Genomic DNA, 18380 nt, shown 5'->3' with positions numbered 1-18380 from the left:
GTCCGCAACGCGACCCAAATTATGAGTTCAAGCAACCCTTCTCAAACGGAACCTTCCGAAACACCAGCGCCGGTCAATTTGCATCGGCGCCTTTGGTTATTGGCCTGGCCGATGATGTTAAGCAACATCACAGTGCCGCTGTTGGGGTTGGTCGACACTGCCGTACTGGGCCATTTGGAAGAATCCAAATACCTGGCTGGCGTGGCATTGGGCACCACCTTGTTCACCTCCGTTTTCTGGTTGTTCGGATTTTTACGCATGGGCACCTGCGGGATGACCGCGCAAGCGGTCGGCAGCCAAAACACCCCTCGCATCCTGCAACTGTTGCTGTCTTCAGGCTGGCTGGCCGTATTCATCGGTTTACTGTTAGTGCTACTCAGTCCGCTGTGGATGCCCTTGGGGCTGAGTCTGTTGGCAGGCAATGACGCAACGTCCAACCATGAAATATATCTGCAGGCCACCTTATACGCCCAATGGCGTATTCTGGGCGCGCCTTTCGTGTTATTAAATTACGCCATCATAGGCTGGTTCGTTGGCCGCCAGAACACTAAAATCCCGTTGTACATGCTGGTGGTTGCCAATTTGATCAATATCCTGTTGGATCTGATTTTAGTCATCGGCTTCGGCATGAATGTCGAAGGGGTAGCGCTTGCCACGTTATCGGCGGACATTTCAGCCACCTTATTGGGCGGCACCTTCATTCTGTATCACTACCGTGATGAGTTTCAGAAAATTCACCGTTGGCTGCCGCACCTGAAAACCCTGAAAGAAATGGTGTTCATCAACCGTTATATTTTTGTCCGCACCGGCACCTTATTATTCACCTTTGCCCTCTTCACCGCCCAGGGCGCTCGAATAGGGGAGGAAACGCTGGCCGCCAACGCAGTGTTATTAACCTTTTTACTGTTGATTTCTAATGCCTTAGATGGCTTTGCTCACGGCGCAGAGGCGTTGGTCGGTGAAGCCTGTGGTCAAAAAAATCACGGGAAGGTAGTGAACGTCATCCGGGTCTGCCTGATTTGGTCTGCCATTTCGGCGCTGATATTAACGCTGGCCTTTTTCCTCGGCGGGTCATTGTTGATTTCATGGCTGACCGACCTGAGCCACATCCGTGCCCTCGCCAACCAATATTTACCCTGGCTGGCCGCGATGCCGTTAATTGGGGTGTGGTGTTATACCTACGATGGCGTGTTCATTGGCTCCACCAAGGTTCAGGCCATGCAAAACATCATGCTGGTCAGCACCTTTTTGATCTTTCTGCCGCTCATCGGGTTCAGCCAATACCTTGGGCTCAATCAATACTTTGGGTTCAGTCAGAGCGAGCAGTGGCAAAACCACGGCCTGTGGCTGGCAATGAGCGCCTTCATCGCCGCCAGAAGCCTGGGCATGGCGCTGTGTAGCCGTCACTATTCAAAACACCGGCAGTGGTTCAGCTAAGCGTTATAACTCGCTTCTCTGACGGTCTGCTCAATCAAGGTCATTTAAAAACGAAACCAAACATTCAGCGGCTTGCTCCGGCGCTTCCGCTGGCACCCAGTGGCTGTAATCTTCCAGGTAAGTGATCTTTTCGGTGCCGAATGTCCGGGCAATCCTTCGTTCGATGTAAGGGTCTTGGCTGCCCCAGACCACCTGCACAGGCGTTTGTCTGGCCACACGCTGAAAGCGCTCATCCCAGCCAATGAAGACCGAAGGGTTCATCGCCCGGTACAGCTTTAACATGGTTTTGTGGGTTTTCTTGGTCAGCTGTTGATAACTTTGTGTGATCACATTTTTAGGCAGCTTGGGCGCCACCCGACGAATGCTGCCCACAAATGTCCGTTCATCCATGAGCGCCAAACTTAGCTCACCCAATAATGGCGTCCGCCAAATACGTCCTAATTTATGCCAACGGTAGTCACGGGTATAAGCCGTGTTAAAAATAGTGATCGACCGAACCTGTTCACTGCACGCCACCGCCCAACTCAGCCCAAAGAACGCCCCCACATCATGCACCACCAAGTGCACGGGGGAGTCCAGTTTCAGCGCTTTGACGAAATCATCAATGAAATTGGCCTGACCCGATAACGAAAAGTCAAAATCCGGCGCTATCTCTGATTCACCGTACCCCGGCAGATCGGGTGCGATGCAAAGGTACTGTTTTTCCAGGAGGGCAATCATGCCCGACCAAAGATGCGATGTATCCGGGTTGCCATGCAAAAACAAAATGGGTTCACCTTCGCCACGAAGAAGGTATTTAATCGTTTGACCGTTGACCGTCAGTTGCATGCGGTAGTCCTCAAGTGCTGTTGAATACACAGCAGACTACGGCGAAAAGGGAATGAACAGCAGTGGCAAAAATGCATTTATTTATGCGATTTTCGCCACCAATACCACCTCAGGTTCAGTGTTTGGAGGTCGGGTTTGAATGGAACTGCAATACTTGCACTTCTTCATCACGAACGGCTTCTTGTACGGGCGTCACCCGCGTTGCCAGTTCCTGCTGTTTCTCCAAATCTTTCATGTTCTCAGAGAAGCCACAAGCCACACACTCTTTGGTTTGACTGCCATCGTCCGAGGTGTACATCACTATTTTGTCCATCTCACTGCAACGAGGGCATACCGCACCTGCGATGAAACGCTTTTTCATGTTGGTCTCTCTTCACGAAGGTTGATAAGAATATTTTACAATAAAAAACGGGGAAGGGCAGTCCGCTTCTGACAGACAGAAGCGGACTGAAAACATTGCACTCGTGTTTTAAGCGGTGATGCCTGAATGCCTTAACAAAGCATCTACCGTAGGTTTACGGCCACGGAAATTCACGAATAAATCCATCGGTGCCTGTGATCCGCCTTTTTCCAGAATGCTGCTGAGGAAGGACTGACCGACTTCCGGATTGAACAAGCCTTCTTCTTCGAAGCGACTGTAGGCATCGGCAGATAATACTTCAGCCCACTTGTAGCTGTAGTATCCGGCGGCGTAACCCCCGGCAAAAATATGACTGAAGCTGTTCGGAAAACGGTGCCATTCCGGTGGAATGATCACCGCCACTTTATCCCGAACCTGCTGAAGCACTTCAAGCACATCAGTGGATTCATCAAAGTCACGATGCAAAATAAAATCAAACAAAGAGAATTCCAACTGACGCACCATCATCATGCCCGATTGAAAGTTCTTTGCAGCCAACATCTTGTTTAACAGCTCGTCCGGCAGGGTTTCACCGGTTTCGTAGTGACCGGAGATGAAGTCCAGCACCTCTTTTTCCCAGCAGAAATTTTCCATGAACTGAGACGGCAGCTCCACCGCATCCCAGGCCACACCATTGATCCCGGAGACCGCCGAGTAAGAAATTCGGGTCAGCATGTGATGCAGACCGTGACCGAACTCATGGAATAAAGTGGTCACTTCATCGTGGGTCAGTAACGCCGGCGCATCACCCACCGGAGGTGTGAAATTACAAACCAGATACGCAACCGGCAGCTGCAACGCGCCCTGTCCATCAATCCGACGAACCCGGCATTCATCCATCCAGGCTCCACCACGTTTCTTAGGACGGGCATACGGGTCCAGATAGAAGCGAGCAATGGCTTCACCCGCTTTGCGGATTTCATAAAAATACACTTGTTCGTGCCAGCGATCAAAGGTCTCAATTTCAACCACTTCGACCCCGTAAAGACGTGACACCAGTTCAAACATGCCGGACACAACCTTCGGAAACGGGAAGTATGGTCTCAACTGCTCCTGACTGATGTCGTAGCGGGCATGTTTCAGTTTTTCACCGTAATAACCCACATCCCATGGATTGAGTTCATCCACACCAAACTCTTGTTGAGCGAAGGCTTTGAGTTCATCCAAGTCACGCTGAGCCACCGGTTTGGATTTTTCAGCCAGGTCATACAAGAACTCAACCACCTGATCGGTGGATTCGGCCATCTTGGTTGCAATCGAGCGCTCTGCGTAATTATTGAAACCCAACAACTTCGCCAGCTCTTTGCGACAGTTAAGAATTTTATACATCAGCGGGGTATTGTCGAAATCACCCACCTCAGGCCCCTGATCCGACGCTCGGGTGGCAAATGCGGTATACATTTCCTGACGCAATGCCTGGTTATCACAGTAAGTCATCACCGGCAAATACACGGGAATGTCCAAAGTCAGCAAATAACCTTGTTGCTCGCGCTGTTCCGCCTGTTGCTTCATTAGCCCCAGCGCAGACTCGGGGACGCCGGACAACGCTTGTTCATCGGTGATCAGTTTTGACCAGGCATTGGTTGCATCCAGCACATTTTCTGAAAACTTGCTGGTCAGCTCCGACAACTCCTTTTTGAGCTCTGAATAGCGTTGTTTTTTGTCTTCGGGTAAGTCCACCCCCGACAAATGAAAATCACGCAACGCATATTGAATGACCTGTTTTTGAGCCTCGTCTAACTCAGCATATTGACTGCTTTCCGACAAGGCTTTATAGGCCGCGAACAAGTCCTGATTCTGACCCAGTTTGGTAGAATACTCTGACAATAACGGCAGGCAGGCATTGTATGCGTCTCTGAGTTCATCCGAATTAACCACGGAGTTCATATGACTGACCGGTGACCAGGCTTTACCCAGCAGATCATCCCAGTCATCGGACGCCGTAATCAGGTTATCCCAGGTGACGCGGGTCGGGTCACTGCCCAAGTCGGCCAACAGCGCTTCAATGTTCTTTTCATTGGTTTCAATCAACTGCTGAACCGCAGGTTGTACATGTTCTGGTTTGATTTCAGAAAAATGAGGTAATTCAGGGTTTTTCAACAACGGATTGGCCGATGGGTTTGGGTTTGTCATAAATATCCTATTTAACCTGCCTGTTAAATTCTGTTCCTGTGAAGAAAAGCTGGGAGCTTCTGAACAAGTCGGTTGATCGCTGCACGCGCTAATAAGGCTCTGTTCAATATTCACAATTCACAACATAGTACCAAATATATAGGGCTATCGAAGTTTTTTTAAAGCCCCCTTCGATTATTTAGGAAACGGTTAACACGAAATAATAGAGCTTGCGACTTGGTTTAACTGTCTATACTAGGTTATGAGCCATTAAGGGCATGTTCAGTTCCCTAGTCCTATAAAAATTTCATTCCGGACCCTGACTTATATTGATGAAAATCCGATCCCGACTTCTGATCAGCTACCTGTTTATTGCATTATTGCCCATCTCCATAGCAATGATCATTGCCCTGTTTCAAAGTCTGAATCAAACCAAGCAATTACAACTCCAAACCATGGTCGCCTCCATTGAAACCGGGGCTGAAACCATGTCCCGGTTTTTTACCGAACGCCTGACCGAAATCTCCCTCTATTCCGAGCACGAAGCTGTCCGCTCAATGGACTTCCCTCATATGCGACCATTTCTGATGGACAAACTGGAGCGTCACGCCGGAATTTATGAAAAATTCATTATCAGCAACCGCAATGGTTATTTTCATAACACCGCCGGTGGCAATCCCCATCAAAACCACTTCAGAACGTTCGATGACACCGACCCTCACGCCAAGCTTAAAAATATCCGCAAACGGGATTACTGGAAAAATACGGTGGGGGAAAACGGCGAGAATCTGGATCAGAATTACGTATCCAACCCCATGATTTCTTACACCACCGGAGTAAAACAGGTGGTGGTTGCTTCCACCATTTTTGATGACGAGCAGCAAGTGATTGGCTTGATTGGCGGCGCTCTGCCATGGAGCTACATGGAAACCTTGATCAACAACATGCAGCAACAGCTCAAGCAATATTACCCGGAAAACACCCGCTTTATGTTAGTGTCCAAAGATGGTGTGTACTGGTATCACTGGGACCCGAAACGGGTTATTCATCTGCAAACCAATCAGCAGGGCAAGGTTGCTGTGGATGAAATTGGTGAAGATAAGACCATCATCAGCAATATTTTAAAAGAGCCCAATCTGAAGCTAAGCAACACCGGCAACCGGATGATTGCCGGAGGTTCCGGCTACACTTACCTTAATCTCGACAAAGAACAAACTCACGGCTATCTGTTTTACGCCCCCATTAAAGCCGCCAACTACTCCATTGCCGCCTTTGTTGATGAATCCACCGTCAATGCCCCGGCGTTCAACTTAGTGCGTTATTACAGTGTTTTATTGCTCATTACCGTTATTCTGATTGCCCTTGGGGTTTGGTGGAACAGTCGCGCCATCTCAAGGCCGTTATCCAATTTAAGCACCGCGTTATCGGATCAGGCCCGGCATCAACAGCTCAAGCCCTTCACTCCGAAAGGGCCTAAGGAGCTGCAGGACATCAGCACCTCCCTGAACCAGCTGATTCGTAGCCTGGAAGAGAGTCAAACCGACTTAAAAGCCAGTAAACAGAGGTTTGCCCTGGCCATGAAAGCCGCCAACGATGGTTTATGGGACTGGGACGTTAAAGCCAATACGGTATATTACTCACCTCGCTGGAAAGCCATCGTCGGTTACCAACCAGATGAGCTGGGCACCGTCATCGAGATATGGCTGGATCTGATCCACCCCGAAGACCAAGCGCGGGTAGAGCAGCAGTTTAATACCTACCTTCAAGGCCTGAACAACGGCTTCGAAGCCCTGTTCCGTATCCGCCATAAACTGGGTCATTACGTGCACGTCGAAGCGAAAGCCATTGCCGTTCGGCCGGACCAAGACAGCTGGCCCACCCGCGTGGTCGGAATTCTGACCGACATCACGTTACGGGTGGAGGCAGAAGAAAAACTAAAAACGCTCAATAATGAGTTGGAAGAACGCATTCATGAACAAACCAAAGAACTGACCAACACCAATAAAATGTTGGCCGTTGCCCGCGATGAAGCCTTGATAGCCCAAAAAAAATCGGAAGCCGCCAATCATGCCAAAAGCCGTTTCCTGGCCAACATGAGCCATGAAATTCGCACTCCGATGAACGCCATCATAGGCATGACTGAACTGTGCCTGAATTCCGATTTGAATGAAAAACAGCAGCAACAATTAACCAACGTCCACGACTCCGCCAACTCTTTATTAAATCTGATCAACGACATTCTGGACTGCTCCAAAATCGAGGCCGGTGAACTTAATATTGAAACGATCAGCTTCGACCTCAAAGCACTCATGAAAGACATCGAATCCATGATGAGCATCCAGCTGGCCGAGTCGAGTATTGAACTGCAGTTAGAGTTCGACGAAAAAATCCCAGCCACCTTGATTGGTGATCCCTACCGGCTCAAACAAGTGCTGTTGAATTTAGGCACCAACGCCACCAAGTTCACCCACAAAGGCAGCATTCAACTGATTGTTCGCTGCCTGGAAACCGACGACAAACAAGTCGTGCTCACCTTTCAGGTAAAAGACACCGGCATCGGCATTGCCAAGGAAAAGCTTAACACCTTGTTTAAAGCGTTTAAGCAAGCAGACAACTCCACCACACGAGAGTATGGCGGCACCGGCTTGGGGCTTTCCATCTCACAGGAGTTAGTGCGCATGATGGGAGGCTCCATCGAAGTCTCATCTGAGCTAACCAAAGGGAGCACGTTTGATTTCACTCTGACCTTCCCGATCGGCCACCAGGCAGACCTGTCTGAAGATTCCGTCACCCTTGATTTCGACAAGCCCATCGAAGGCAATATCTTGCTGGTGGAAGACACCATGATTAACCGCGAAATCGCCGTAGAAATGATCAAACAGGCTGGCCGCATCAAAGTGGAAACCGCTGAAAACGGGCGACAGGCCGTAGAAAAATCGAAAGCTCAAAAGTACGATTTAATCTTAATGGACATTCAGATGCCGGTCATGGATGGCATCGAGGCCACCCGAACCATTCTTCAGGAGGGCATTAATCAGAAAACGCCCATCGTGGCACTGACTGCCAACGCCATGAAAGAAGACCAACAAAAATACCAGCAGGAAGGCATGAAGGATTACCTCAGTAAACCCTTTCACATGAAGGATTTGCACAAAATTTTACTAAAATGGTTGTGACCCGGATAAGGATCATTTCGTTCAAACTGCTATATTTATAACTTATGGCTAAAAGACACCGCACCAAACCAACCCGATTTTTACTCGCCAGCGCAGCTTCTTTGCTGGTCACTTTGCTCATGGTTCGCGCATTGATCATGCCGTTGTTTGAACAACAGCAGCAGGATGTCTACCAGTACCGACTCAATTCCAGTGCCGCAGCCATTGCCGATTTCATCGAAGCCCGCAAAGCGGAAATACGTTCACTGTCCAATACCGCCACCCTTCAATCCATGGACTGGGCTCAGATCAGACCCTTTCTTCTGACTCAGAAAAGCATCGGTCAGCGGAATTTTGAGAAGCTGGTGCTTGGCTTACCCAATGGCCACTTCTACACCACCCTGGCAGGTAACCCACACGCAGAGAATCTGGCAACCTTTGACGATGCAAGTCCGACCGCCAAACCCAAAAGCATCACCCAACGCGACTACTGGCAAGTGACCGTGGGCAGAAACATTAAAAACCAACGCATCGATTACGTTTCAAATCCAATGATCTCCTATACCACAGGCATCAAACAGGTCATCGTAGCCTCATCCATTCACGATGACCAAAACAACGTCATTGGCCTGTTAGGCGGCTCCATCTCCTGGCGTAAAATTACAAAACTGATCCACAACTTGTCCGCCAACTCCGAGAGCTCCGAACCTCCCGAAGCCAACGAACGCACCAAAGCCCAGGGACCATCTAAAACCAAAGAACCATCTAAAATCAAAGCGGCCGCAGCCAAATACATGCTGGTTTCAAAGGACGGTAATTACTGGTATCACTGGCAGCCGGAGAAGGTCATCCAAGTGCAAACCGATGATCAAGGCAAAGAAATTCTCGATCGACGGGGGGAGAAAACGGTCGAACTTTTCAACATTCTGGCAGAGAAGTCAGACTCCTTAAAAAGTATTGGCCGCAACATGGTGTCTGGCAAAAAGGGCAATGGCCAGGCTTTGTTTGATGGAGAAGAGTACCAGGTTTTCTTTACCCCCATCAGCAACACCAATTATTCTCTGGCAAAAGCAATTCGCCTGTCTGAATACCATGCCCCTATGTGGCAGTTAGTCATTTACTTACTCGTTGCTTTCCTGGCAGGCTTATTTGTATATATTTTCAGCGTGTACCTGATTCCCAGAGAACCAAACTCATGAACAACATACGATCACACAGAAACATAACCCCATCCATTCCGGTCACCACCTGGGTAGACCCCAGCGCCCAGGTCATTGGCGACGTCACTATGGGTGAAGACTGCTCAGTCTGGCCAACCGCCGTCATTCGCGGGGACATGCACCGAATTACGATAGGGGATCGCACCAGCGTTCAGGACGGCTCCATTTTACACATCACCCACGCCAGTGATTACAATCCAGGTGGCTACCCCTTATCCATTGGTGACGACGTCACCTTAGGCCACAGGGTGTTGCTGCACGGCTGCAGTATTGGCTCCAGAGTTCTGGTGGGCATGGATACCGTGATTATGGATGGCACCGTGGTCGAAGATGACGTCATCATAGGTGCAGGCAGTTTAGTGCCTGGCGGCAAAACACTTGAATCCGGTCATTTGTACATGGGGCGTCCGGCCAAAAAAATTCGTCCTCTGAAAGACTCTGAATACCATTACCTGACGTACTCTGCACAGAATTACCTGAAACTGAAAAACGAATACCTTGCAACGTCGCACCATGAAAGCGAACCCTGAACCAAAAAGCCCGAGCACGAATAATACGAATAATACGAATAGCACTAGGCAAAGATGCCATAGGGCTATTCGGGCTAAGTAACAGGTTGTAAATAGCAGGTTGGTTCAGGGGCCGCTACGTGAATTCAGACCAACACTTACTGCAACCAAACTTCCACACGACGATTTTTAATCCGGCTGGTTAAAGAGCTATTATCAGCCACTTGCAGTAAAGCGCCGTTTGCCACCATCTTTATCCGGTTTCGCGGTATACCCAGGTCAATTAACTCCCGTCTGACCACTTTAGCCCGCAGTTTGGATAACAGCACAGCGTTTTCATTTTTTGAGCGAGGATCAGAAGCCCCCACCAACACCACACTTTTTTGCTCATTGCCCTGAGCATTCATGAACTCAGCCAAACGTTTCACATCAACAAAGGCTTTATTGTCTAACTTTGATTTGCCCTCTTTAAACCGAAAATTCAACGACAATCGATCCGCACCCGCCACCGCCTGACGATAATATTCCGGCAAATCAGAGGACACCGCCAAGGTATGGCTTTCGATGTTCTGAGAAATGTAACCGATTTCATCCACCAGCGTTTGCCCCTTTGGCCCCAAAGCAAACTGAATGAACTCATCCACCACCGCTTTCTTATCCTTCACCGGCGTATACAAAAATAAACGGCGAGCCAACGGGTAATCCTCGGTGCCCACCGTTAACCGGGTTGGGTACAGAGCAGGGGCGTTGTCTCCGTCAGCCACCGCAAGTAATTTGCTGTTGCCTACTGAACTCAGGCCTGAAAAGCCGATGGCTCCCACATCTTCAGACACCTGTTGCGACAATGCATCGTTAGACACATATCGTTTGGCCGAAGCGTCTAGTTTATATTTCTTCGCCAACACTAACCCTTTAAAGGTATCCCAGGTGCCGGATTCATGATCTCGGGCATGAAGGCTCACCGCCAGATTCGGGCCACCCACTTCTTGCCAGTTATTAATCTGACCACTGAACAATTCTGCAATCTGTTTCACCGTCAATGACGTCACAGGATTGGACGGATGCACAAGAATTGCCAGACCATCAATCCCCACTACGTGCTCGGCTTGCTGAGACGTCATGTTGCCCATCTCTTTCAGTTTCTCAACTTCTTTCTGCTTGATAGGACGGGACGATGCGCTCATATCCGCAGCCCCTGCCATCAGGCCTTTGAAGCCGGTACTGGAACCATAGGACTCTATACGAATCTGAACATAGCGGTCATTCTTCGGGTCATACCCCTGAATGAACTTGTCATATCGATCCCGGCCAGTGGTCAAACCTATGTCCTGAACGCCTTTCGATTCCAAAAACGCCTTGGCAATGGCCGGAGTTAAACGTTCACCCACGGTATTGGAGCCTTGCATGTGAATCCAGGTGTCGGTCTTATTGGCCAGCTGATGTGCATTCACAGTCGACACCGACGTCATCGGGTAGGGCTGTGCATGGGTATTCACAGAAACCAGAATTAAAGAGAAGAATGAAACAATCCATAAACAGGCAGTAGCAAACCAAACCAAGATGGTTGCTGGATAAATAGTCTTTGACGAATTCATTGAATGCCCCCGGCTTTAAAAAAGCGAAAAATGGAAAACATTCAGCGGTTATTCAGCAGATAAGTACTCGTGGCGGCCGTTGTCTCTGAGAAAACAAGCGACGAAAGTCCGACACAGTATGCGCTGAAAAACTCAGTCCTTAGTCTGAATGTTTTATCAGCGCGCACTATAAGTCAGTTTTATGACAATTTTGTTACAGAAAAACAAAAGCTAACTTATTGATATAAGTGACAATAAATTACTGATGCAACAAAGCCCTTTGTTTTTCTAGGACAGCGCCGGTCTCGGGGCGAATTCCTCGCCAAATAAAGAAAGACTCCGCCGCTTGCTCAACAAGCATGCCTAAACCATCTATGGTTTTTTTCGCACCCAGCCTATCAGCCCAGGCGTTAAACACCGTTTGATCTGCGCCATACATCATGTCATAGCAAACGGTCTCCGCCCCGATCACGGCTTCCGGTACCGGAGGAAGTTCGCCAGCCAGGCTGGCCGAAGTGCCGTTAATAATCAGATCGAACACACCTTCCACCGCCTCAAAACCACAGCCGGCAACGCAGCCCAGATCGGAAAAGTCAGTGGCCAGTTCTTCGGCCTTGCTGACCGTACGGTTGGCAATCACCACCTCCGCCGGACGCTGAGACAGCAAAGGTTCTAAAATACCCCGTACCGCGCCACCCGCACCCAAAATCAGCACCCGCTTATCCGAGATCAGAACCTGATGATTATTCTGGATGTCCGTCACTATGCCCACGCCATCGGTATTTTCTGCCAGGACACTGCCATCCTCACGAAAGACCAACGTATTCACCGCACCCGCTCTCAGCGCCCGCTCAGAGTGTTCGGTGGCGTATTGAAACGCGTCTTGTTTGAACGGCACGGTCACATTCAAACCGCAGCCACCACGGGCGCGGAAGGCATCGACCGACCCTTTAAAATCATTTTCGTCCCCGAGTACGGCTTCATACGAAAGGGACTGCTGCGTTTGTTGTGCAAACGCATTATGAATGAGCGGTGATTTACTGTGCTGAATCGGAGAGCCGATCACGGCATACAAGTCCGGTGCCGACGCATTCGCTTGTTCAGAAGGTTCATTGGTTAAGGTCATATTTAAGACACCCACGCTTGCGGCTTCAAATACACCTCATACAATTCAGCTTCTTCACTGCCCGGCTCAGGCTGACTGTCGTAATCCCAGTGCACCACCGGAGGTAATGACATCAAAATCGACTCGGTGCGGCCTCCCGTCTGCAACCCAAAAATCGTGCCCCGGTCATACACCAGATTAAATTCCACATAACGGCCACGTCGATAACACTGAAACTTCCGCTGACGTTCGCCAAACTCGGTGTGTTTACGGCGCGCCACAATCGGACGATAAGCATCAATATAACTGTTAGCAACCGACTGCATGAACGCAAAACTCCGGTCGAAACCCCATTCGTTCAAATCATCAAAAAACAAACCGCCCACACCACGAGGCTCATCCCGATGCTTGATGTGAAAATAATCATCGCACCATTTTTTATATTTTGGATAAACGTCATCACCAAACGGGTCGCATGCCTCTTTGGCCGTTTGATGCCAATGGCGACAATCTTCCAGGTTTCCGTAATACGGCGTCAGGTCATAGCCTCCGCCAAACCACCACACAGGCGCTTCGCCTTCTTTTTCAGCAATGAAGAAGCGAACATTGGCATGAGACGTCGGTACGTATGGGTTTTTAGGGTGAATCACCAAAGACACGCCCAGCGCCTGAAAACTGCGGCCGGCAAGCTCAGGTCGGTTGGCTGTGGCTGACGCTGGCAGCTGCGTGCCATGAACATGAGAGAAGTTAACACCGCCTTTTTCAAAGACTGCGCCATCGGTAATCACCCGAGTGCGACCACCGCCCCCTTGCTCGCGGGTCCAACTGTCTTCAAAAAAAGTTGCCTGGCCGTCTTCCTGTTCAATGCCTTCACAAATACGGTCTTGAAGATCCAATAAAAATTCTTTTACCACTGAGACCATATCGGTCATTGTTTTCTCCTAATCCGCTCAGACAAGCGATGTTTATTTCTTTGTTATATGAAGAGCAAACCCGCGACTGATTTCCATCACGGTTTGATCCTGAGGCATTATTAATGCGCTAAAAACCAAGCACGAATAACCGAGCACGAATAACCGAGCACGAATAACCGAGCACTGAGTCCTGAGCCTCAGGCTCGGAACACTTTATCCGTCAATATATCCCGAATCACGGAAGGTTGCTCAAGCCCTTGTGTTTCACCCGGTACGATGTAATCCAGCCTGGAAGCCACCATTGCGGACAATCGCTGCTTGGTTCTGGCGGGCTCCTCACCTGCAAGATTGGCTGAGGTCGAAATAATCGGCCGTCCAAAACGACGGCACAAGCCATGCACCAACGGGTGATTCGATAACCGAACCGCAACCGAGCTGTGCTCACCGCGCGTCCACTCAGGCACCCACCCTTCGGTATCCGGCAACACCCAGCTCACCGGCCCGGGCCAGCTCATTTCAAGCTTGGCAAGCTGAGCATGATTCAGATTGCCCAACAAAGGTTCTATTTGCTTCATATCGGCCGCCACTATGATCAGCCCTTTTTGCCATGGACGTTGTTTGATCATCAACAACCGAAACACAGCATCGGCATGCCAAGGATCGCACCCAACACCCCAAACGGCCTCGGTAGGGTAGGCGATGACACCACCATGATTCAGAACGCGACTGGCCAAACCTAAGTGAACCGGAGAAACATACATACGCATCACTTCATCAACTTAAAACTGACATTGTCGACAGACTGAACGAATCCTGCAAGTTTCTGGGCAAAAATGATTTCATCGTAGAATAAAGAAAGTGGCAAATTACACTGAAAATGAACGATCAGTGTTTCTTTGTTCGAGGCTTCTTTGATAGCCCCCTTGAGTGGAGCGTATTTTACCGGTCAGTTCGAGCATCAATAACTTCTGGCTCAGCTCCGCCCAGGACATTCCGGTCTTTACAATTAGCTCATCCGCCGTACACACCTCAACCCCCATCACCATGAGTAAGGGATCGTCACGACAGTGATCGTCCTGAATAGGGTCCTCCTGAACAGGGTCGCTCTGAACAGAGTCGTCACGACAATGATCGTCCTGAATAGGATCGCTCTGAACAGAGTCGCCCGCTGCAACATCACTCTCATGAAGCGCCTTCTCCTGACTCAAGACCAGCTGCTGAGGTTCCTTGGCGATGGGCGTTGTTCTGTTTTCCAATGAAACTGGCAAAGCCTCTCCTGTGGCCTGAGCTTGTCGCTCAAACACCGGATACTCAAGCTCCTGCAGCACATCGCTAGCAGACGTCGCTAACTTGGCGCCCTGCTGAATCAAAAGATGACAACCCTCCGCCTGTGGGTTGGTGACATTTCCGGGAATCGCAAACACGTCACGGTTTTGTTCCAAAGCACAGCGAGCGGACACCAAAGAACCGCTTTTCCGGCTGGCCTCCACCACCACAATGCCTCGTGATAAACCGCTGATGATCCGGTTCCGTCTGGGAAAAAAGTTGGCTCTCGGCACCACCCCAAGTGCATACTCACTTACCACACAACCCTCATTACATATCGCTTCATGTAACCGTTTGTGGGCCGAAGGATAAACCTGATCCAACCCCGTTGCGACCACTGCTATGGTTGAGCCCGCCTGCAGTCGCTGATACGCATTTAACGCCCCCTGATGGGCCGCACCATCCACGCCCAGCGCCAAACCACTGATCACCTGCCAACCTTGTTCTGCGAACTGATAACCGAACTGTTCTGCCATTGCCACGCCATACGTAGTGGCTTTGCGACTCCCGACCACCGCAATCGCAGACGAGGCTTGCAACAACTCCGTCCGCCCCAGGGCATACAACACCACTGGTGGATCGTATATTTCCTTCAACAGCGTCGGATAAGCAGGACTGTGCCAATCCAGAATGACACCCCCTTGTTGTTGCCAACGATCCGTTTGAGTGAGTACCGGTGACAACGCTTGTTCGATCCGATGTCCGTGTTCTGCCAGCCATTGTCTGGCCGTTTTGTGTAATGGCAAGTGACGCCATTCCGTGATCAAGACCGCCAAAATCTCTTTCGGAGAAGCGTACATGGTCGACAATTTCATCAGGGTTCGGGTCGAAACACCGGGAATGAGAGAAAGCAATAACCAGTCGTGAGTGGATTGTTCCCGAGCCATACAGAGCAGCCTGTTATTAAATGGAACGGTTCAGTCTACTCAAATAGCAACAGGCATAAAAAAACCGAAGGGAAAACCTTCGGTTTTTAAAGGAAAGTCACTCAATGGGTTGAGTGATTATCAGCGAAAACTATGGGTTACGAACCTCATCCAATACCGACAGAACGCGCTTCGAACGCAGGACCAAGCCATAACTTACTTTGTCGAACACACGGAAGATCATCAGCAAACCGGCGCGTTCAGCAGGTAACTCCACCGTTTCTTTGGCAATCGGATCTTTCACCAAAGTGCCTTTGCGGTAAATGGCCAACACATTGCCCGGCTTGATTTTCTCACGCTCACCTTTGTTAATTACCACCACATCAAACTGACCCACCTGACTCACGCCACCGGGTACAGCAATGATGTGACCACGAATGTCCAGTTCTGGTGAACTCGGATGGAATACCGTTTCCAATTTCACTTCTTCCGATTCCAACAGACGATCACCAATGCGGATGTCCTGGTTGGTTTCCGTCAGAATCATCGTCAAAACATCGTTATTCTGTGCCGTGACTTTAGCAGACCCCATTTCCAGAGCTTCGAAGCCAAGCAATTCTTTCGTCACCGGATCAATGTAACGATCACCACCACGGTAGATGCCATAACGTTTTAATGGCTGGCCACCAAAATTACCACGCGCATAAACCTTATCGTCTTTACCTCCGATCAGCTGACCTTCTTCGCCCGAAATAATGTAAGGCGCCCGTAGCAGTAGCTCTTCTTCCACAATGCGGTTATTCACGATGAAGCTGTCAATCGCATCCATGGGGATGGAAGGAATCGCGGTATCAATCGGTGTGATCCGGGCGGTCGGTGTTAACTTCACCGTTCTGCCCTGAGCGCCACGACGCAATACCGTCAGTTTTGCCTGACCATCCACGTACACCAAACCAATAGTGTCCCCCGGAAAAATCAAGTGCGGGTTTTCAATTTGCGGATTCACTTGCCAGATTTCAGGCCACAACCAAGGGCTCTCCAGAAACTTGTCAGAAATCCCCCACAGGGTATCGCCCTTCAGCACAATGTACTTATCAGGGTGACCATCTTTTAATGGGTTCTGTGCCGCAAAATCTGCTGCGACGGAATACAGGCTGATAAAACAGCCAATGGCAACAGATATAAGCCAAGTTCGCATCTCAATTATCCTTATTTGTCTCGTGACCAACAGTGCGGTCACCTGCGCTTTTTGCTAGAATAGATTCAAAATTGAACTCTATCGCGCGGGTTATTAATGGCATTGCTTAATATTAGCAGCCAAATCCACAGATTTACTACCTAATGTTGAAAACCTTGTTATGTCAAAGCTCACAATTTTAGAATTTCCTGACGCAAGACTGCGTACAGAAGCCAAACCGGTCACAAATGTCGATGATGAAATTCGTACCATCATCGATGACATGCTCGAAACCATGTACGAAGCTCCTGGTATTGGTTTAGCCGCTACTCAGGTAAATATCCATCAACAAATTGTTGTGATTGATATTTCTGAAGATAAAAACGAGCCGCTTGTTTTTATCAACCCAAAAGTCACCGTTCTGAACGGCGATCCTGAAACCATGCAGGAAGGTTGTCTTTCGGTTCCCGGTTTTTACGAAGACGTGACGCGCATTGCGCACGTAAAAATCGAAGCCGTTGACCGTCAGGGCAAAGCGTTTGAAATGGAAGCCACCGGTTTGCTGGCCGTTTGCATTCAGCATGAGCTGGATCACCTGAACGGTAAGTTATTCGTGGATTACCTTTCTCCACTGAAACGTAACCGCATCAAAAGCAAACTGGAAAAAGAACATAAGCGCCAGGCAAAACGCGCCTGATCTTTTTTCTGCCAGACGGAATGGCCCTTCATTCCGTCAACATCACCACCCTCATTTTCAAGGAAGCCCATGTCTGCTCAACCGCTCAAAATTATTTTTGCCGGCACACCCGAGTTTGCAGCCGAATCACTGAAAGCCTTATTAAATGGCCCAGATGAAGTCATTGCGGTGTATACCCAGCCAGACCGTAAAGCCGGTCGAGGCCAAAAGCTGAAACCCAGCCCGGTGAAAGAAGTGGCTGTTGAAGCAAACATTCCTGTCTACCAGCCTCGTTCATTGAAATACGACGAAAGTCAGTATGAACTGGAGCAACTGAATGCCGACGTCATGGTCGTCGCCGCTTATGGCTTAATCTTGCCCAAAGCCATTCTTGATGCGCCAAAATATGGCTGCATTAATGTTCATGCATCGTTGCTACCGCGTTGGCGCGGGGCTGCGCCCATTCACCGGGCGCTGTTGGCCGGCGACAAAGAAACCGGAATCACCATCATGCAAATGGATGTGGGCTTAGACACCGGCGACATGCTGCTCAAAACGCATACCCCGATTGAAGACACGGACACCAGCGCCAGCTTGCACGATCGCTTGGCCATCCAGGGGGGTGAAGCGCTCTTAACTGCGTTAGAACAGTTGAAAAGCAACGGATTAACGCCGGAGAAACAAGACGACGCCTTAGCCAATTACGCCCATAAGCTGACCAAAGAAGAAGGGCAGATTGACTGGTCTGAGTCGGCAGACGCCATTGCACAGAAAGTTCGCGGATTATTTCCATGGCCGTCGGCGTATACGTTTTTGAACGAACACAACATACGCATTCATCAGGCAACGTCTGAAAACCTAAGTACTCAGGCGGCACCCGGTGAGATCATCTCAGCCGACAAACAAGGCATTTGTGTAGCCACAGGCAACGGTGTCATTCGGCTTGAAAAACTGCAACTCGCCGGAAAAAAAGCAATGACCGCAGAGCAGGTTCTGAATGGCAACAAAGAGCTGTTCAGCCAAGGCCAATGCTTCCAGTAAGCAGTGCCTTGTTAAAACATTCGGCCAGTACCCATTAATG

Annotated in this window: 15 protein-coding genes; 6 read left to right on the top strand and 9 right to left on the bottom strand. The window is 49.6% G+C overall.

The annotated features are described in order from the left end of the window. Window positions 1-21: 21 nt before the first annotated feature. Complete coding sequence (locus ABD744_RS21755) at window positions 22-1437, top strand: MATE family efflux transporter (protein WP_344800717.1); 1416 nt, start codon at window positions 22-24, stop codon at window positions 1435-1437. Between the two features lie 30 nt (window positions 1438-1467). On the opposite strand, the gene ABD744_RS21750 is transcribed toward ABD744_RS21755, so the two are convergent. The 3 genes from ABD744_RS21750 to prlC all read right to left on the bottom strand — a co-directional run bounded on the left by ABD744_RS21750 (window position 1468) and on the right by prlC (window position 4798). Then, window positions 1468-2265 carry an alpha/beta fold hydrolase gene (locus ABD744_RS21750; protein WP_344800716.1) on the bottom strand — a complete coding sequence of 266 codons (798 nt, stop codon included), beginning with the start codon at window positions 2263-2265 and terminating at the stop codon, window positions 1468-1470. 115 nt (window positions 2266-2380) lie between these two features. Then, the gene (locus ABD744_RS21745; RefSeq protein ID WP_344800715.1) at window positions 2381-2626 is read right to left on the bottom strand and encodes a YheV family putative zinc ribbon protein; all 246 of its coding nucleotides are present in this window, start codon (window positions 2624-2626) and stop codon (window positions 2381-2383) included. 108 nt (window positions 2627-2734) lie between these two features. Further along, a complete protein-coding gene (gene prlC / locus ABD744_RS21740; RefSeq protein ID WP_344800714.1) occupies window positions 2735-4798 on the bottom strand; it encodes an oligopeptidase A in 2064 nt (687 codons plus the stop codon). Window positions 4799-5109: 311 nt separating this feature from the next. On the opposite strand from prlC, the gene ABD744_RS21735 reads away from it, so the two are divergent. Genes ABD744_RS21735 through ABD744_RS21725 form a run of 3 tightly spaced genes read left to right on the top strand, consistent with a single transcriptional unit; the run spans window position 5110 to window position 9682 of the window. Continuing rightward, on the top strand, window positions 5110-7953 hold the full coding sequence (locus ABD744_RS21735; protein ID WP_344800713.1) for a response regulator: 2844 nt from the start codon (window positions 5110-5112) through the stop codon (window positions 7951-7953). A 44-nt stretch (window positions 7954-7997) separates the two neighbouring features. Further along, a complete protein-coding gene (locus ABD744_RS21730) occupies window positions 7998-9131 on the top strand; it encodes a cache domain-containing protein (RefSeq protein WP_344800712.1) in 1134 nt (377 codons plus the stop codon). Then, on the top strand, window positions 9128-9682 hold the full coding sequence (locus ABD744_RS21725; RefSeq protein WP_344800711.1) for a gamma carbonic anhydrase family protein: 555 nt from the start codon (window positions 9128-9130) through the stop codon (window positions 9680-9682). Before ABD744_RS21730 ends, ABD744_RS21725 begins: the two co-directional genes overlap by 4 nt. Window positions 9683-9819: 137 nt before the next feature. Here ABD744_RS21725 and ABD744_RS21720 read toward each other — a convergent pair whose 3' ends face one another. The 6 genes from ABD744_RS21720 to ABD744_RS21695 form a co-directional block, all read right to left on the bottom strand. Next, a complete protein-coding gene (locus ABD744_RS21720; protein ID WP_344800710.1) occupies window positions 9820-11256 on the bottom strand; it encodes a substrate-binding domain-containing protein in 1437 nt (478 codons plus the stop codon). Window positions 11257-11494: 238 nt separating this feature from the next. Further along, complete coding sequence (gene aroE / locus ABD744_RS21715; protein ID WP_344800709.1) at window positions 11495-12361, bottom strand: shikimate dehydrogenase; 867 nt, start codon at window positions 12359-12361, stop codon at window positions 11495-11497. Between the two features lie 2 nt (window positions 12362-12363). Continuing rightward, window positions 12364-13272 (bottom strand): oxygen-dependent coproporphyrinogen oxidase, encoded by a 909-nt coding sequence (gene hemF, locus ABD744_RS21710; RefSeq protein ID WP_344800708.1) that lies wholly within the window; start codon window positions 13270-13272, stop codon window positions 12364-12366. Between the two features lie 179 nt (window positions 13273-13451). After that, a complete protein-coding gene (gene tsaC / locus ABD744_RS21705) occupies window positions 13452-14015 on the bottom strand; it encodes an L-threonylcarbamoyladenylate synthase type 1 TsaC (protein WP_344800707.1) in 564 nt (187 codons plus the stop codon). Window positions 14016-14120: 105 nt separating this feature from the next. After that, window positions 14121-15467, bottom strand: coding sequence for a DNA-processing protein DprA (gene dprA / locus ABD744_RS21700; RefSeq protein WP_344800706.1), 1347 nt, complete (start codon window positions 15465-15467; stop codon window positions 14121-14123). 130 nt (window positions 15468-15597) lie between these two features. Continuing rightward, window positions 15598-16644 carry a LysM peptidoglycan-binding domain-containing protein gene (locus ABD744_RS21695; protein WP_344800705.1) on the bottom strand — a complete coding sequence of 349 codons (1047 nt, stop codon included), beginning with the start codon at window positions 16642-16644 and terminating at the stop codon, window positions 15598-15600. Window positions 16645-16804: 160 nt separating this feature from the next. Here ABD744_RS21695 and def point away from each other — a divergent pair, with 160 nt between their 5' ends. After that, window positions 16805-17320, top strand: a complete 516-nt coding sequence (gene def / locus ABD744_RS21690; protein ID WP_344800704.1) for a peptide deformylase — start codon at window positions 16805-16807, stop codon at window positions 17318-17320. Between the two features lie 69 nt (window positions 17321-17389). Continuing rightward, window positions 17390-18340 (top strand): methionyl-tRNA formyltransferase, encoded by a 951-nt coding sequence (gene fmt, locus ABD744_RS21685; protein WP_344800703.1) that lies wholly within the window; start codon window positions 17390-17392, stop codon window positions 18338-18340. The last annotated feature ends 40 nt before the right edge of the window (window positions 18341-18380 follow it).

The sequence above is a fragment of the Litoribacillus peritrichatus genome (assembly GCF_039537985.1).
Lineage (GTDB): Bacteria > Pseudomonadota > Gammaproteobacteria > Pseudomonadales > Litoribrevibacteraceae > Litoribacillus > Litoribacillus peritrichatus.
The sequence above is the reverse complement of the archived record's forward strand: the minus strand, read 5'-3'. Positions and strand labels throughout refer to the sequence as shown.

What these genes read in the sequence shown, in the direction of transcription:
- ABD744_RS21755 (WP_344800717.1), top strand. Translation starts at nt 22, where the DNA reads ATGAGTTCAAGCAACCCTTCTCAAACGGAACCTTCCGAAACACCAGCG.
- ABD744_RS21750 (WP_344800716.1), bottom strand. Translation starts at nt 2,265, where the DNA reads ATGCAACTGACGGTCAACGGTCAAACGATTAAATACCTTCTTCGTGGC.
- ABD744_RS21745 (WP_344800715.1), bottom strand. Translation starts at nt 2,626, where the DNA reads ATGAAAAAGCGTTTCATCGCAGGTGCGGTATGCCCTCGTTGCAGTGAG.
- prlC (WP_344800714.1), bottom strand. Translation starts at nt 4,798, where the DNA reads ATGACAAACCCAAACCCATCGGCCAATCCGTTGTTGAAAAACCCTGAA.
- ABD744_RS21735 (WP_344800713.1), top strand. Translation starts at nt 5,110, where the DNA reads ATGAAAATCCGATCCCGACTTCTGATCAGCTACCTGTTTATTGCATTA.
- ABD744_RS21730 (WP_344800712.1), top strand. Translation starts at nt 7,998, where the DNA reads ATGGCTAAAAGACACCGCACCAAACCAACCCGATTTTTACTCGCCAGC.
- ABD744_RS21725 (WP_344800711.1), top strand. Translation starts at nt 9,128, where the DNA reads ATGAACAACATACGATCACACAGAAACATAACCCCATCCATTCCGGTC.
- ABD744_RS21720 (WP_344800710.1), bottom strand. Translation starts at nt 11,256, where the DNA reads ATGAATTCGTCAAAGACTATTTATCCAGCAACCATCTTGGTTTGGTTT.
- aroE (WP_344800709.1), bottom strand. Translation starts at nt 12,361, where the DNA reads ATGACCTTAACCAATGAACCTTCTGAACAAGCGAATGCGTCGGCACCG.
- hemF (WP_344800708.1), bottom strand. Translation starts at nt 13,272, where the DNA reads ATGACCGATATGGTCTCAGTGGTAAAAGAATTTTTATTGGATCTTCAA.
- tsaC (WP_344800707.1), bottom strand. Translation starts at nt 14,015, where the DNA reads ATGTATGTTTCTCCGGTTCACTTAGGTTTGGCCAGTCGCGTTCTGAAT.
- dprA (WP_344800706.1), bottom strand. Translation starts at nt 15,467, where the DNA reads ATGGCTCGGGAACAATCCACTCACGACTGGTTATTGCTTTCTCTCATT.
- ABD744_RS21695 (WP_344800705.1), bottom strand. Translation starts at nt 16,644, where the DNA reads ATGCGAACTTGGCTTATATCTGTTGCCATTGGCTGTTTTATCAGCCTG.
- def (WP_344800704.1), top strand. Translation starts at nt 16,805, where the DNA reads ATGTCAAAGCTCACAATTTTAGAATTTCCTGACGCAAGACTGCGTACA.
- fmt (WP_344800703.1), top strand. Translation starts at nt 17,390, where the DNA reads ATGTCTGCTCAACCGCTCAAAATTATTTTTGCCGGCACACCCGAGTTT.